Origin of the sequence: Oricola thermophila, assembly GCF_013358405.1 — a bacterium.
Classification (GTDB): Bacteria; Pseudomonadota; Alphaproteobacteria; order Rhizobiales; family Rhizobiaceae; genus Oricola; species Oricola thermophila.
Map to the genome: position 1 here is coordinate 3,706,295 of NZ_CP054836.1, position 14,962 is coordinate 3,721,256.

Genomic DNA, 14,962 nt, shown 5'->3' on the forward strand with positions numbered 1-14,962 from the left:
ATGAATTTCGAGACGCTCAAGGTCGATATCAGCGATCACATCGCGCGGATCACGCTGAACCGGCCCGACAAGAAGAACGCGATGAATCCCCGGCTGCATGTCGAAATGACGGAGCTGCTGGAAACCCTTCGCTACGAGGATGATGTCAAGGTCCTCGTAATCACCGGGTCCGGAAACGCGTTCTGCGCGGGCATGGATCTCAAGGAGTTCTTCCATGAGCTCAAGGTGAAGAACCCCAAGGAATTCCGAAGGGTTTTCCGGATGGCCGGCGAGTGGCGCGGCCGGACGCTTCGCCAGTATCCGAAGCCGACCATCGCCATGGTGAACGGCTACTGTTTCGGCGGGGCGTTCTCGATCGTCGAGGGCTGCGATCTCGCGGTCGCCGCGCAGGAGGCGACGTTCGGCCTGTCCGAGGTCAATTTCCGCGGATTTCCCGGCGGACCGGTTTCCAAGTCGCTCGCCAATATCATGCATCCGCGCGACGCCCTGCTTTACGCCATGACGGGACGGACCTTCAGCGGCAGCGAGGCGGAAAAGATGAAGTTCGTGAACTTCGCGGTGCCGCTTGCAGATCTGGAGCGCGAGACAATGGCGCTTGCGCGCGAAATCGCGGCCAAGGACGCGACAGCGTTGCGCGCCTGCAAGGATGGCTACCGCTATTCGCTCGAAATGTCCTGGGATGCCTCGATCAGCTACACGGCAGCCAAGGAAGACGAGGTCTATATGGCCCAGAAGGGCGGCTGGATCGAAAGCGGGATCGGCGATTTCGTCGAGGGCAAGTACAAGCCCGGCCTCCAGGGCAACGAGGAAGTGGGGGGCGGCCGGTGAACCTGGGGCTGACCGAACGCCAGGCCACCCTGCAGAGGGAAATGCGGGCCTATGTGAGCGGATTCGATCCGGAGGAAGTCAAGCGCTGCGACATCGAGAGCGAATTTCCCTTCGAGTTCTATCGCGGGCTGGCGGCAAACGGCTGGACCGGGATCATGGTGCCCGAGGAGTATGGCGGCCGGGGATGGGGCGCGGTGGAGATGACCATCGCTGCCGAGGAATGCGCTGCTGCCGGCGTCTCGACGCTCGCGCTGACGCTGCACGGGCAGCGCACGCTGCTGGTGCTCGGAACGCCAGAGCAGCGCGCGAAATACCTGCCCGGTCTGGCCCGTGGCGAGATCCTGTCGGCGATCGTCGTTTCCGAACCGACCGTCGGCTCCAGCCTGAAGGACATGCGGACCACGGCACGGCGGGACGGCGATGACTATGTCGTCAACGGCCACAAGACACACATAACCCTGGCGGCGGAAGCGGACCTTCTGGTGACGTTCGTCATGACCGAGAAGGGTCTCACGACGCTTCTCATCGACGCGGACACGCCCGGCATCACCCACCGCAAGATGGACGCGGTGGGGTGGCGCCTGGAGCCGCATTACGACGTCGAGTTCAACAATGTGCGGGTGCCGGCCTCGAACCTTCTCGGCGAAGAGGGCGGGGGGATGAAAACGTTCTTTGCGAGTTTCAACATTACTCGCCTGTGCAACGCCTCGCACCTTCTGGGGATCGCCCGCGAGGCGATTTCCCGCTCGGTCGACTATGCCACCAAGAGGGATGTCGGGAGCAACAAGATCGCCGACTTCCAGGGCATCCAGTGGATCATCGCCGATCTGGCGACCAAGTACGAGGCGGCCAGCCTGGTGCGTTTCAAGGCCGCGTGGATGGAGGACCAGGGCCTTCCCCACGAGAAGGAAACCGCGATGACTAAGCTCCTGGCGGTTGAAGTCTGCGACGCCGCCACCAACCAGGCATTCTCGATCGTCGGCAGCCATGCGAGCTATCGCGACCAGCCGTTCGAGCGGTTCCTGCGCGACGCGAAGATCGGGCATGTCACCGGCGGCTCGGCCGAAATCATGAAGAACAACATCGCAAGGTCGGTGCTGAGCGAACACGGCTTCAAGCCGTCGCGCCCCGCCGGCGGATCAAATCCCGGTTCCGGATCGAAATGATGCTCGACACACTTGGATCTTTCTTTGTCTACAATGCCAGGAATTTTCCTGACAAGCCCGCCTATATTCACCCCTCCGGCGTTCTGACATTCGCCGAGCTCAACGCACGGGTGAACCGGCTGATCAACGCGCTGACCGCACTCGGCATGAAGAAGGGTGACCGGCTTGGCATATTGTCGGCCAACTACCTGGAAATGGTCGAGGCCTACGGCGCCGCGGAGAAGGGGGGCTTCATCGCGGTCCCGCTCAACTTTCGCTACCAGGCCTCGGACGTGGAATATGTGGCGAATGACGCGGACCTGTTCGCGCTGGTTGTCCAGCATGACTACGCCCATCTTGTGGAAGGCGTATCGATCGACAACAAGTTCGTCTTCGGCGGCGAAGGCGAGGAGGGCAACAGTTACGAGCGCCTGCTTGCCTCCGCGAGCGCCGAAGAGCCCGCTATTCTCGCCGCCCCGTCCGATATCGTTTACATGATGTATACCGGGGGCACGACCGGGAGACCCAAGGGCGTCCTGCTCGATCATCGCGGCCAGATCGCCAACGCCAAGTCCACCATGGCGGACGCCGCCATCGGGCCGGATGACCGGCTGCTGACGGTGATGCCGCTGTTTCATATCGGCGGCAAGAACTTCACCACGGTCCATTTCCACCGGGCCTGCACCAACGTGCTCGTGCCGTCGTTCCAGGCGAATGACGTGCTGGATCTGTTGAGCAGGCATGAGATCACCTGCGTCCTGCTTGCGCCCACCATGATCAAGATGCTGGTGGACGAGTTGGGCGGAAAGCCCTTCACGTCGGGATGCCTGAAGAATGTCTACTATTCTTCAGCGCCAATGCCGGTCGCGCTGCTGCGTCAGGCGATCCGGGCTTTCGGGCCCGTTTTCATGCAGTTCTACGGGCTGACCGAATCCGGGCCGAGCGGCTCATGCCTGCGCAAGGAGGACCACAAGCCGGACGGGACCGATGAAGAACAGCGCCGGTTGATGTCGGCGGGCCGGGCGATGGCCTACAATGAAGTTTGCGCCTTCGATGATGACGGCCGGGAATTGCCGCGCGGCGAGGTCGGCGAGATCTGCATTCGCGCCGAACAGGTCATGCGCGGATACTGGCGCAATGACGAGGCCACGAAAGAGACAATGAAGGACGGCTGGGTCCACTCCGGCGATCTCGGCTTCGTCGACGAGGACGGGTATATTTTCGTCGTCGGCCGCAAGAAGGACGTGATCATCAGCGGCGGCGAGAACATCTATCCGCGGGAAATCGAGGAACTGCTCGGACATCATCCGGCGATCCGGGAGGTCGCCGTTATTGGCGTGCCCGACGAGAAATGGGGCGAGGCGGTCGCTGCCCTGGTGGTGGTCAATGACGGTCATTCGCTGAGCGAGACGGACGTTATCGACTACTGCCGCGAGAATTTGGCGAGCTACAAGAAGCCGCGCCAAGTGCATTTCCGCGAGGCGTTGCCGCGGAGTTCACTGGGAAAAATCGTGAAAACCGCACTACGCGACGAGTTCTGGGCCGGGCGGGAGCGGAAAATCTAGGCCTGACGGGAGCAACGGTGCGCGATCTCGAATTGCAAAGGGAGGAATGACAATGATTCAACGAAAAGTACTGCGCAGGACCCTGCTGAAAATGGGGGCACTCGCCACTGCGATCTCGGTTGGGGTGGCTTCCGCGCCGGCCCAGGCCGAGACCGTTACGCTTCGGATGTCGACATGGCTTCCGCCGCAACACCACCTGGTTTCCGACACGTTGCCGGCATGGTTCGCCGCGGTCGAGGAGGCGTCGGGCGGCACGCTGAAGATCGCGCTGGATCCCGCGCCGATCGCGAAGCCGCCGGCACAGTATGACGTCGTTCGCGACGGTGCGGCGGACATGGCCTATCATGTTGCCGGCTATACGCCGGGTCCGTTCGAGGTCCTCAGGGGTATCGAGCTGCCGTTCCTTTCGCCAAACGGCGAAACCGGTTCCCAGGCCGTCTATGACTGGTACGACCGCAACATCGGATTCGACAAGGAATTCAAGGATGTGAAGGTCGTCACCATCATGGTCGCGGGGCCTGGCGCAGTCCACTCGAAAAAGGAGATCAAGTCGCTCGAGGATATCACCGGCGTCAAGCTGCGTGTCGGCGGCGGCGGTGTCCGGATCGCGGAGGCGCTGGGCGCCGTTCCGGTCGCGCTGCCGTCGACCCAGTCCTATGAATCCATCCAGAAGGGCGTTGCAGACGGCACCATGTTCCCCATGGAAGCGGTCAAGGGTCACCGTCTTTTCGAGGTGGCGAAATACCACCTGCAGGTTCCCGGCGGACTCTACACCACGCCGTTCGCGATCGTCATGAACCGCAAGAAATACGAGTCGCTTTCCGACGAGCACAAGAAGGTGCTGAACGAGGTGGGCGGAATCGCAGGTGCAAGGATACTCGGTGCCGGCTGGGATCGTGCCGATGTGGCCGGCACGAAGGCCGCCAATGACAATGGCGACACGATCAATGTCCTGTCCGATGGCGAAGTCGAGCGCTGGAAGGAGAAACTCGCCGTTCTCAACGACGACTGGATTGCCCATGCCGACTCCGTAGGGTTGGATGGCAAGGCGCTGCTGGACGATCTGAAAGCCACGATCGCCAAGTACAGCAAATAGTCAGATGTCCGGCGCCGTGCCCCGTTGCACGGCGCCGTTCACATTCGGAAAGTGGAACGTGGGTGCGCTTATGAAATCGCTGTCACGATGGTTGGCGGGCCTCGCATGCGTGGCTCTGCTGTTCATTCTGTGCGTGACATTCGTCGACGTGGTCGGCCGTTACGTTTTCGATGCGCCTCTCACCTTCGCGGTGGAACTCGTGCATCTCGGCATGGGGCTGCTCGTCCTGTTCGCGCTGCCGCTTACCACGATCGAGCGCGGCCATGTCGCGGTCGATATCGCAGATAGTCTCCTGCCCCGGAGCGGCAGACGGATCCTCGCCCTCATAGCGGGGATATGCGGGTTCCTGTTCCTGTCCATCGTCGCATGGCGGCTGTGGGACCGAGCCGTGAATTTCCTCGGCGACGGCCTGGCAACGGATATCCTCTTCCTTCCCGTCTGGCCGGTCGCCTTCCTGATGGCTTTCGCGGCCGGAGCGGCCGCGCTCGTCGCGTTCGCCCAGATCTTCGCGCCGGACGCCGAGTGTCAGGATTCTCCTCCCATTGTGAACAGTGAAGACTGATGGATTCGATTTCAGTAGGCGCCCTGTCCTTTCTGGCGCTGTTCGCTCTCCTCCTGCTTTCGGTTCCGATCGGCTTTGCCATGGGGCTTTGCGGACTGGCCGGCATGGCGCTGATCATCGGCCCGATGCCGGCCCTGTCGCTGTTCGGCACCACGGTCTACGAAACGGTCGTAACCTATGACCTGTCGATCATACCGCTCTTCGTTCTCATGGGGTCCGTGGCCTCGCGCTCCGGGCTGAGCAAGGAACTCTACGGCGCATTCAATGCATGGTTCGGCGCGTTTCGCGGCGGGCTGGCGCTCGCCACCATCGGCGCCTGCGGGGCATTTGCCGCCATTTGCGGCTCGTCGGTGGCAACTGCTGCCACGATGAGCCAGGTCGCCCTGCCGGAAATGCAGCGCTACAAATATGCCGAGAGCCTTTCGACGGGATCGGTCGCGGCGGGGGGCATCATCGGCATCCTGATTCCGCCTTCCGTGGTGCTGGTGCTCTACGGGGTCCTCACGGAAACCTCGATCGGCGACCTGTTCATTGCCGGTTTCCTGCCCGGCTTGCTGACAATCGTCGGTTTCATGCTGGTGGTGGCGCTGATTACCCGCCTCCATCCCGATATGGGCCCGGTCGGCGAACGCGCGTCGGCCAGGCAGAAAATCAACGCGCTCGGGCGGACATGGGCGATCCTGCTCCTGTTCCTGATCGTGATCGGGGGCATCTATGTCGGCATATTCACGCCGACGGAAGCGGCGGGCGTCGGCGCCGTCGGGGCGATGGGCGTTTCGGCGATGCGGCGGCGGCTGAGCTACGCAAACCTGGTCGATGCATTGATGGAAACCGTCAAGACGACGGCGATGATATTCACCATCCTGATCGGCGCGCTGACCCTGAACAACCTGATGGTCTTTTCCGGCATTGCGGGAACGCTGTCCGGCTATGTCGCGGGGCTGGACATGCATCCCGCGGCGATCATGGCCGCCATCCTGGTGATCTACCTCGTGATGGGGTGCTTCCTCGACTCGCTGGCGATGATCCTGCTGACCGTGCCGATTTTCTTCCCCATCGCCTCCAATCTCGGATTCGACCCGGTCTGGTTCGGCGTGATTGTTGTGATGGTGGTGGAACTAGGCCTCATCACCCCACCCGTCGGCATGAATGTATTTGTTATCAAAGGTATGGCGCCGGATGTGAAGCTGACGTCGATCTATGCGGGGGTAATCCCTTTTGTCATCGCCCAGATGATACTGATCGTGCTTGTCTTCATCTTTCCGGAAATCGCCCTTTGGCTGCCGGAAACAGCCAGGGCGTTTCAATAGAAGGTGTCCAGGTACGTATATGTCGTGCCGGCAGGGAATTTGGGTCGTGCCGAAGGGCTGATTTCGTCCCAATAGGCTTGAGATATTCGGCATCCCGGAGGGGCCGATTCATACAAGGGAAAAAGATATGCGGGCATGTGTAGTGGGCGCCGGTGCGGTCGGAAGCCATATCGCGGTCAGGCTGGCCCGGGCGGGGCACGATGTATCGGTCATCGCACGCGGGGCCCATCTGGAAGCCATCCGGGCGAGGGGACTGGTGCTTCAGGCAGGCGAAGAATCCTGGATCGCAGAGGTGGCCGCCGACGCGGACCCTTCCGGCTTCGGTACCCAGGACCTGGTCATCGTCGCCGTGAAGTCGACGGGGTTGGCGACAATGGCCGACATGCTTGCGCCACTGCTTGCACCGGGGACGGCCGTGCTGTTCCCCCAGAACGGAATCCCGTGGTGGTATCCGGTCGGGCTGGATGACAAGCCCGAGCCGCCGGCGCTCGACCTGTTCGGGCTAGGCGGAAAATTCCTGTCTCTCATGACTCCCTCTCAAATCATCGGTGCCAGTATCTATTCGGCCAATGAAGTCGTTGAACCTGGCGTCGTGAAGAACAACACGCCGCAGAGAAACCAGCTGTCCATCGGCCCGATCGCGCCGGATTGCGCCGTCGATGTTGCTGGCCTGCGCAGCGCTTTGGAGGAAGCTGGGATCGCCTCGCCCGCGCTGGATGGCGATATCCGCGAAACCGTCTGGATGAAGCTCCTGCTCAACATGAGCGGTTCGACCATTGCGCTTGCGACCTCGAACAAGTCGTCGATTTCGCGTACCGACCCGGAACTCGAGACGATATACCGGCGAATCGTCGCGGAAGGACTGCAGATCGCGGCCGCGCATGGTTTTCCGGTCAACCATTTGGTCGATATCGACCGACTCGTGGCGAGTCTTCCCGATCACCGGCCATCCCTGCTGCAGGACTACGAGGCGGGCCGCCCGATGGAAATCGGCGAAATCGTCCGCGCGCCGCAGGCCTTTGCGCAGGTTGCCGGTATCGATACGCCGGCCCTTGACGTCTTGGCGGCCATCGTCACGCGACTGGCACGGGATCGCGGGCTCTATTCCGGCTAGAAGCCGGCTCGCGATCGCATGGCGCCGGAAGCACTTGCCACCTACTTGCTCATTCGGCCGGCGCCATCGCCTGCTTCTCGGTCTCCAGGCGATGGGCGGCCTTGCCCGGCTCGCCGCCCAGAGGGGCGATGAGGCGGTAGAAGACCGGGGTCAGGAACAGGGTGAAGATCGTGGAGAAGCCCAGTCCGCCGACGATGACCCAGCCGACGGCGGCGCGCGCCTCCGCGCCGGCGCCGGAGGACAGCACCAGCGGCAGGCCGCCGACCACCGTCGAGACCGCGGTCATCATCACCGGCCGGATGCGCAGCCGCACGGCGTTGCGGATGGCGCTGTCGACGTCCTGGCCGCGCTCGCGCAGCTGGTTGGCGAATTCCACGATCAGGATGCCGTTCTTGGCCATGATGCCGATCAGGATCACCAGGCCGATCTGGCTGTAGTAGTTGAGCGTGCCGCCGCTCAGCCAGATCGCCATCACCGCCGCGCCGAGCCCGAAGGGAACCGTCAGCATGATGACCGTGGCCGAGGCGAAGCTCTCGAACTGGGCGGCCAGCACCAGCAGCACGACCAAGAGCGCAACACCGAAGACCAGCGCCGTGCCGGACTGGCTTTCCTCCAGCGCCGCCGCCTCGCCCCGGAATATCAGGCGCGCATCGTCCGAAAGGACCTCGGCGGCAAGTTCCTCGGCCCGCGCCGCCGCCTCGCCGAGGCTTACCCCGGCGCCGAGATTGGCCTCGCCGGGCACGGCGCGGGACCGTTCCTCGCGGGCGAGGGTCGAGGCGGTGGAGGTCTGGGTCAGCATCACCATCGAGGACAGCGGCACGTAGTCGCCGTCGCTGCTGCGGACATGGACATTCTCGATGTCCGTCGGATCGGTGATCGGCTTGCCGCCCGGAACCAGGGTGACATCGGTTTCCGTTCCGTCGACGAAGACCTCCGTCGCCGTCACGCCCTCGGTCAGCGCGCTGATGGTGGTGGCGATGCTTTCGGGCGAAACGCCCAGCTCGGTCGCCATCTCGCGGTCGATGTCGACGCTCAGCATCGGCGTCGTCGTGTCGTAGGAAAGCGTCGGGTTGGAGAAGGCCGGGTCCTCGGCCATCGCGGCCACGAGGGCATCGCCTTCCTCGGCCAGCCGGTCGTAGTCGTCGCCGAGCAGGGCGAACTGCAGGCCGCGCCCGGCGCCGCGGATGCCGAGGCTGTTGGGCGAAATGGCAAAGACCGAGATGCCCGGAATGCGGGCCAGTTGCGGATTCAGCTCGGCAAGGAGTTCCTGCTGGCTGCGGTCGCGCTCGTCCCAGTCGGCCAGCCGGGCGATGACGAAGGCGCTGGACGAGCCGCCGAATCCGACAAGCGCCTGCACGGCCTCGATTTCGCCGCTGTCGACATAGGGCTGCAGCAGTGCCTCGACCTGGGAGACCTGCGATTCGGTGAAGCCGAGGCTTGCGCCCGACGGGGCGGTGCCACGGATCAGGAAGGCGCCGCGATCCTCCGCGGGGGTCAGGGCCGAGGTGAGGCCCGAGAAGGTGCCGTAGGAGACGATGGCGAAGGCGACCGCCGCGCCGATGGTCAGGGCCGGGGCGGCGAGCGCGCGGTCGACCAGCTTCAGATAGAGGCCGGTCACGCCCCGGCGGCTGCGCTTCTCGTCTTCCTCCTCGGTCACCCGTCCCGTGCCGCCGGGATCGAGCCGGGCGGCCAGTGCGGGGGCAAGGGTCAGCGCCACGAAGGAGGACAGCGTCACGCAGAAGGCCAGCACGAAGCCGAACTCGGCGAAGATGCCGCCGGCCTGTCCCGGCAGGAAGGAGATCGGAATGAAGACCGCGGCCAGCGTCGCCGTGGTCGATATGACGGCGAAGAACACCTCGTTGGTGCCGGCGGCGGCGGCCGCGTGGGCGCCCAGCCCGAGATGGCGCCGGCGAACGATGTTCTCGACCACCACGATCGAGTCGTCCACCACCATGCCCGTGGCGAGCACAAGGGCCAGCAGCGTGATGGTGTTGACCGAGAAGCCGGCGAGCCAGATCGCCGCGATCGTTCCGGCGAGGGAGAGCGGGATGGTGACAGTGGGAATCAGCACCGCGCGCCAGGACCGCAGGAAGGCGAAGATCACCGCGACGACGATCAGGACGGCCAGCGCGATGGTGGCCGTGACTTCGTCGATCGACTGCTCGACGAAAATGCCGTCGTCGGCCACGATGACGAGGCGGACGCCGTCGGGCAGCTCGGTCTGGAGATCCTCGACCGCCTCGCGGGCCTGTTGCGAGATCGCCAGCGTGTTGCCGAGCGATTGCCGCACCACGCCGATGCCGACAGAGCTCTGGCCGTCGACGCGCGCGATCACGTCCTTCTCGTCGGCGGTATACTGGACGAGCGCGATGTCGCCCACGCGGGTATGGGTGTCGATGCGCAGGTCGGCGATCGTGTCGGCGGTCACTTCCGGGTCGGCGCTGCGCAGCAGCACCGACTGGCTGTCGGAATCCAGGTCGCCCAGTGCCGTGTCGATGCGCAGCGTCTGCAGCGCCGCCTCGACGTCATCCAGCTCCAGCCCGCGTCCGACCATCGCCGTGAGGTCGACCTCGACGCGGAACTCGTTCTCCTGGCTGCCCATCACCTGGACCTCGGCCACGCCCTCGATGGCGGAAAGCCGGTCGGAAACGATGCCCTCGGCCAGCTCGGTCAGTTCCGCCATGGAGGCGGTGCCGAGCAGGGCAAGGCGCATGATCGGCTGGGAATCGGAATCGTTCTTGGTCACCGTCGGATCGTCGATCCCGTCCGGCAGCTGCCGCTCGGCGCGGGTCAGCAGTTCGCTCACCTCGTTGGCAGCGGTGTCGATGTCGGTGCCGTCGGCGAGGTCGATCGTCAGGCGGCTGCGGCCGTAGCTTGAGGTCGAGGAGATCCCTTCCAGGCCGTCGAGCTGGGTCAGGGCGTCCTCGACGACGGAGGTTACCTCGGTGTCCACGGTTTCCGGGGCGGCGCCGTCCCAGTCGATGGTCACCGAGAGGACGGGCTGGTCCACGTCGGGCATTTCCCGCACCTCGACCGACGACAGGGCGGCCAGTCCGGCAATTGCGATCAGCAGGTTGAGAACGATGGCGAGAATGGGCCGCGAGACGAAGAGGTCGGCGATCCCGGAGCGAATCTGGCTTTGCGACATCAGTTCGCGCTCCCCTCGGCGGCGGCCGTGGCTGCATTGCGGCGCCCGGAGCCGGGATTGCCGGCCTCGGCCATCTGCCCGGCCGTGGTGACCTGGCTGCCTTCGCGCAGTTTCTGCACGCCCTCGACAACCACCTGCCGGCCTTCCTCCAGCTCCGCGTCGAGCCAAACCATGTCATCGGCGCGATGGCGGATGGTGACGCTCACGGGTTCCGCCTTGCCCTGTTCGACGGCCCACACGCTTGCCCCGTCGCGGCTCCACGTGATGGCGGTGGCCGGAACCCTGGGCAGCGGCTCGTTCTCGTGCGCCAGGAGCACGTTGAAGATCATGCCGGGCAGCAGGAGACCGTCGGTATTGTCGATGCCTGCGCGCACCTTGATCGTCCGGGTGGTGCTGTCGATCTGGCCGTCATAGCCCTCGACCGTTCCCTCGAACACGCGGCCCGGCAGCGAACCGGTGATCAGGCGCACCGGCTGGCCGACCTGCACGATATTCGCGGCGCGATCCGGCAGGCCGAACTCGATGGTCAGGTGCGTCTGGTCGGTGATGGTGACGATCTCGGAGGCCGCGGCCAGGTAGACGCCGGGTTCCACGTCGGTCAGCCCCAGCGTGCCGGAGATGGGCGCGCGTATCGTCTTCTGCTCGAGGTCGTATTCGGCCCTGGCGACATCCGCTTCGGCGATCTCCACCTGTGTCTCGGCCTCGGCGACGTTGACGGCGGAGACCGCGCCCGAATTCATGTCCATGAGCGCGGTGTAGCGCTCCAGCGTCGCCTTCGCCTCGGCGAGGTTGGCGCGCGCCGTGCGCAGCGCGATCTGCTCGACCCGGTCATCGAGGGAGACCAGCGGATCGCCGGCCTCGATTTCCTGGTTGGCGCCGAAATGCACCTCGGTCACCTTGCCGGCGACCTCGGTCTCCACGGTCACGCTGGCCTGCGCCCTGGCCGTGCCGACGGAACGGAAGACTTCCGTGAAGGGCAGCACTTCCACTTCGGCCAGCGTCACCACGGTCGCGCCCGCGCCGCGTCCGCGCGGACCGCCGCCGGGAGGCCCCCCGGCCGGCGGAACGGATGCGGATGCCGCGCCCTGCGTTCCGGTGTCCGGATCCTGTTCCATGAAGGGCATGCCGAATGTCGCAAACCAGGCCAGTGCCACGATGGCGATCCCGGCAAGGGGGGGAAGAAACCGTTTCAACTTCGTCTCCATGGATAGCGGAGCGCGGACGCGCCACGCAGCCTTGTCGCGCAATGACTGGGCCATGCTGCACTGCGGTGCAAGTTAAGGTTTTGTCATGTTGCGGTGCGCAAGGAGTCGCCGCCAATCTCGAACGGGCGCGGCCCGCGTGGCGGAGTCCGTGGCGGGACCGGTCGGGAAATGCCGGCGGGACGGCGCCCGCCTAGCGCCGGGTCTTCTCGAATTTCGACCAGGCGTGTTCCAGTTTCGCGATGTCGAAGCCGGGCTCGCGGGCGGCGTCGACCAGCGCCCTCTCGGCGCCGACGAGGTGGGTGATCGCCTCGTGCAGGGCGGGCACGGCGTCGGGCGGGATCACCACGGCGCCGTGGCGGTCGGCATGGACGAGATCGCCGGGCTTCACCTCCAGGCCGAAAACCTTCACCGGCGTGCCGAAGCCGGTGACATGGGCGAAGGCGAGGCTCGGCCCGACGGAGCCGGCGATGATCGGAAAATCGTCCGGCAGAACGCCGAGATCGCGCACCACGCCATTCGTCAGCACGCCGGAGACGCCGACCGCCCTGTGCAGCGTCGCGTTGATCTCGCCCCAGAAGGCGCCGACGGCCTCGTTGCCGTCCAGGTCCTCGACCACGGCGATGGCCGGCTTCGGCGCGGCGGCCATGTAGCGGTAATAGGCAAGCCGGCGCTCGCGCACCGATTCCGGCTGTTCCACCGACGGCGTCCTGCCGGCGATCTTGCCGGTGCAGGCATAGCCGACCAGCGGCGGCGCGTCGGGCGCGGTGGCCAGCGGCGTGCCCTGCGTGTAGGCGGTGAAGGCGCGGTTCGGGTGAAGGTTTGCCAGCGCGTCGCAGACGGTCGGCGTGTTGACCGACCTCAGAAGCTCGAACAAGGCGTTGTCCATGTTACCCTCCGGCGTCATGAGCGGAACCGTCCGTCGCGGAAGCAGAATGCCGCGCCGCGCCGGCAAAGGCCAGCGGGCCCGGCCCATGCCGCGGTGCGGCAGACAGCCGCATTCTGGCCGCAATGACCGCCGACTCATGGCGCGGGGGACGACGGGTCCCGAATCGATTCTCGCAGGGGGATGTCCGACGTGGCGGCAGGCAAGGCAGCGCATCGCATTTCCGGCTCCGCGGCGCTGCCGGGACTGGCCGCCATGCTGCTGCTGGCCGGGCTGGCGGCGGCCGGCTGCACCTCGAAAACGGCGGCCATCGACGCGGTCCCGACCGGTTCCGTCGCCGCGGCCCCCGCACCGGCCGCCTTCGGCGACGATGCGCGCGAATATTCCATGCTCGGCACGGTGCCGGTGGCCTTCACCAACCGCAAGTGGCTGTTCAAGTGGTGGCGCGCGCGCGAGCCGCGGGCGGCGGCCTACCTGCAGGGCTACTGCGCCGGCGAGGATGTGTGCGCCGATCCCCGCCTGGCCCGCCTGCGCGGGGCCGTGACGAAGGCGCGGTCCATGGACCCCGAACGGCGGATCGCGGCGGCCAACGCGGCCGTCAACGGGATCCTCGCCTATCGGGAGGAGGACCCGTCGGCCGCCGATTCCGACCGCTGGCAGTCCTTCATGGAGACGCTGGAGCGCGGCGCGGGCGACTGCGAGGACTATGCGATCATGAAGTACCACGTGCTGCGCGCCATGGGCGTGCGGCCGGAGGCGATGACGCTGCTCGTCCTGAAGGATGCCACGACCGGCGCCTACCACGCCGTTCTCGCCGTCAGCATCGACGGCCGCAACCTGATCCTCGACAGCCTGACCGACCGGATCCTCGTCGACGACACGGCGGGAGACTACCGGGTCCTGTTCTCCTTCAACGGCGAGGACATGCGCATCCACGGCACCCGCACCGCCGCCGGCTGACGTTCAGCCGAGCTCGTACAGGAAGCGCCACAGCGGCATCAGCTTCTCGAAGCGTTCGAGGCAGCGGTCCGCGAGACCGGGCCGCGTCGCCGCCTCCGGCCCGTCGAAATCGCACCAGGCGCCAAGCCCCTTGCGCAGCGCCAGTTCCGCCCAGGGATGGTCGGCCGGAAAGCCGGCCGGAAGCCGCTTGAGCGCCGGTTCCGACAGGCGGCAGCCGCCGGCTTCGAGCTCCGCCAGCAGCGCGCCCAGGTCGTCGCCCGCCGAGCCGGCGATGGCCTGGCGATAGGCCTCCAGCACCGGCGCGGCGAACTCGAACACGCCGCAGCCGACGGTGCAGTAGTCCGGCGAGAGACCGAACATGAAGGCCGGCGGGCTCATGCCGTCGTCGGCCGGTAGCCATGCCATGTGGAGATGGGTGTTGTAGGGCGTCTTGTCCTTCGAGAAGCGGATGTCGCGGTTGATGCGGAAAATCTTCGGCTTCAGCGCCGTTCCCGACATCGCCTCCAGCGCGACCGCCATCGTCCCGGCGAAGGCCGACGCCGGCGCCTTCACATGCGCCTCGTAGTCTTCTCCGTGCTCCCGGAACCATTCACGCGTGTTGTTGTCCCGCAGATCCGACAGGAAGCGCAGGGTCTCTCCGGTGAAACCGGCGTGTTCCTCGTCCGTCATCGCTCTCTCCCCGGCTTCGGCGGCAGGGTGGTGACGAAGGCGAGCGCCATGGAGACCAGTTCGCGCATCGTGGCGTCGTCCACCGCTTCGCCGGCATGGACGAAGCCGCCCATGCGGCGGCCGCCATTCACCATCGGCACGGTGCCGGGCAGGGCGAGCGCCGCTTCCTGCTGCGCCTTGCCGACGCGGAACAGCAGCTTGCCCTCGCCGGTCCTCTCGCGATGCGCGCCGCCGATCATGTTGCCGTCGAGCATGAAGCAGATGCCGCCCATCATGCGCCTTTCCGAAAGGCCGGGCAGGCCGTCGAGTGAATTCCGCATGCGCGAGGCGAGTTCTTCGTCATGGGCCATGCGACAGTCTAGCGCGAAACGGGGCCGCCGCACAGCCGCGCGGTAATGGTGCGGCCGGGTTTGACTTCGCGGCGAAACGGGGCGACAGACAGGCGGCCGGCGGACGGGCCGTCGAGGAGGACGGAGA

13 protein-coding genes are annotated in these 14,962 nt (G+C 65.6%); 8 read left to right on the plus strand and 5 right to left on the minus strand.

The window, feature by feature from the left end:
* The 7 genes from HTY61_RS17840 (at position 1) to HTY61_RS17870 (ending at position 7,620) form a co-directional block, all read left to right on the plus strand.
* Positions 1–828: a p-hydroxycinnamoyl CoA hydratase/lyase gene (locus HTY61_RS17840; protein ID WP_175278067.1), complete on the plus strand. Its 828-nt coding sequence runs from the start codon at positions 1–3 to the stop codon at positions 826–828.
* Entirely contained in the window at positions 825–1,994 is a 1,170-nt protein-coding gene (locus HTY61_RS17845; protein WP_175278068.1) for an acyl-CoA dehydrogenase family protein, read from the plus strand. Before HTY61_RS17840 ends, HTY61_RS17845 begins: the two co-directional genes overlap by 4 nt.
* Positions 1,994–3,538, plus strand: a complete 1,545-nt coding sequence (locus HTY61_RS17850) for a class I adenylate-forming enzyme family protein (protein WP_175278069.1) — start codon at positions 1,994–1,996, stop codon at positions 3,536–3,538. The genes HTY61_RS17845 and HTY61_RS17850 overlap by 1 nt, the downstream gene beginning before the upstream one ends.
* 52 nt (positions 3,539–3,590) lie before the next feature.
* Complete coding sequence (locus tag HTY61_RS17855) at positions 3,591–4,634, plus strand: TRAP transporter substrate-binding protein (RefSeq protein ID WP_175278070.1); 1,044 nt, start codon at positions 3,591–3,593, stop codon at positions 4,632–4,634.
* Positions 4,635–4,692: 58 nt separating this feature from the next.
* On the plus strand, positions 4,693–5,196 hold the full coding sequence (locus HTY61_RS17860) for a TRAP transporter small permease (protein ID WP_175278071.1): 504 nt from the start codon (positions 4,693–4,695) through the stop codon (positions 5,194–5,196).
* Complete coding sequence (locus HTY61_RS17865) at positions 5,196–6,506, plus strand: TRAP transporter large permease (RefSeq protein ID WP_175278072.1); 1,311 nt, start codon at positions 5,196–5,198, stop codon at positions 6,504–6,506. Before HTY61_RS17860 ends, HTY61_RS17865 begins: the two co-directional genes overlap by 1 nt.
* Before the next feature lie 127 nt (positions 6,507–6,633).
* A complete protein-coding gene (locus HTY61_RS17870; protein ID WP_175278073.1) occupies positions 6,634–7,620 on the plus strand; it encodes a ketopantoate reductase family protein in 987 nt (328 codons plus the stop codon).
* Between the two features lie 49 nt (positions 7,621–7,669).
* Here HTY61_RS17870 and HTY61_RS17875 read toward each other — a convergent pair whose 3' ends face one another.
* The 3 genes from HTY61_RS17875 to HTY61_RS17885 form a co-directional block, all read right to left on the minus strand.
* Positions 7,670–10,768 carry an efflux RND transporter permease subunit gene (locus tag HTY61_RS17875; protein WP_175278074.1) on the minus strand — a complete coding sequence of 1,033 codons (3,099 nt, stop codon included), beginning with the start codon at positions 10,766–10,768 and terminating at the stop codon, positions 7,670–7,672.
* Positions 10,768–12,027, minus strand: a complete 1,260-nt coding sequence (locus HTY61_RS17880; RefSeq protein ID WP_175278075.1) for an efflux RND transporter periplasmic adaptor subunit — start codon at positions 12,025–12,027, stop codon at positions 10,768–10,770. Before HTY61_RS17880 ends, HTY61_RS17875 begins: the two co-directional genes overlap by 1 nt.
* Before the next feature lie 136 nt (positions 12,028–12,163).
* A complete protein-coding gene (locus HTY61_RS17885; RefSeq protein ID WP_175278076.1) occupies positions 12,164–12,859 on the minus strand; it encodes an RraA family protein in 696 nt (231 codons plus the stop codon).
* Positions 12,860–13,048: 189 nt separating this feature from the next.
* On the opposite strand from HTY61_RS17885, the gene HTY61_RS17890 reads away from it, so the two are divergent.
* Complete coding sequence (locus tag HTY61_RS17890) at positions 13,049–13,816, plus strand: transglutaminase-like cysteine peptidase (RefSeq protein WP_175278077.1); 768 nt, start codon at positions 13,049–13,051, stop codon at positions 13,814–13,816.
* Positions 13,817–13,819: 3 nt separating this feature from the next.
* On the opposite strand, the gene HTY61_RS17895 is transcribed toward HTY61_RS17890, so the two are convergent.
* Both HTY61_RS17895 and HTY61_RS17900 read right to left on the minus strand, forming a co-directional pair.
* Positions 13,820–14,485: a DUF2461 domain-containing protein gene (locus tag HTY61_RS17895; RefSeq protein ID WP_175278078.1), complete on the minus strand. Its 666-nt coding sequence runs from the start codon at positions 14,483–14,485 to the stop codon at positions 13,820–13,822.
* Entirely contained in the window at positions 14,482–14,835 is a 354-nt protein-coding gene (locus HTY61_RS17900; protein WP_175278079.1) for a TfoX/Sxy family protein, read from the minus strand. The genes HTY61_RS17895 and HTY61_RS17900 overlap by 4 nt, the downstream gene beginning before the upstream one ends.
* Between the last annotated feature and the right edge of the window lie 127 nt (positions 14,836–14,962).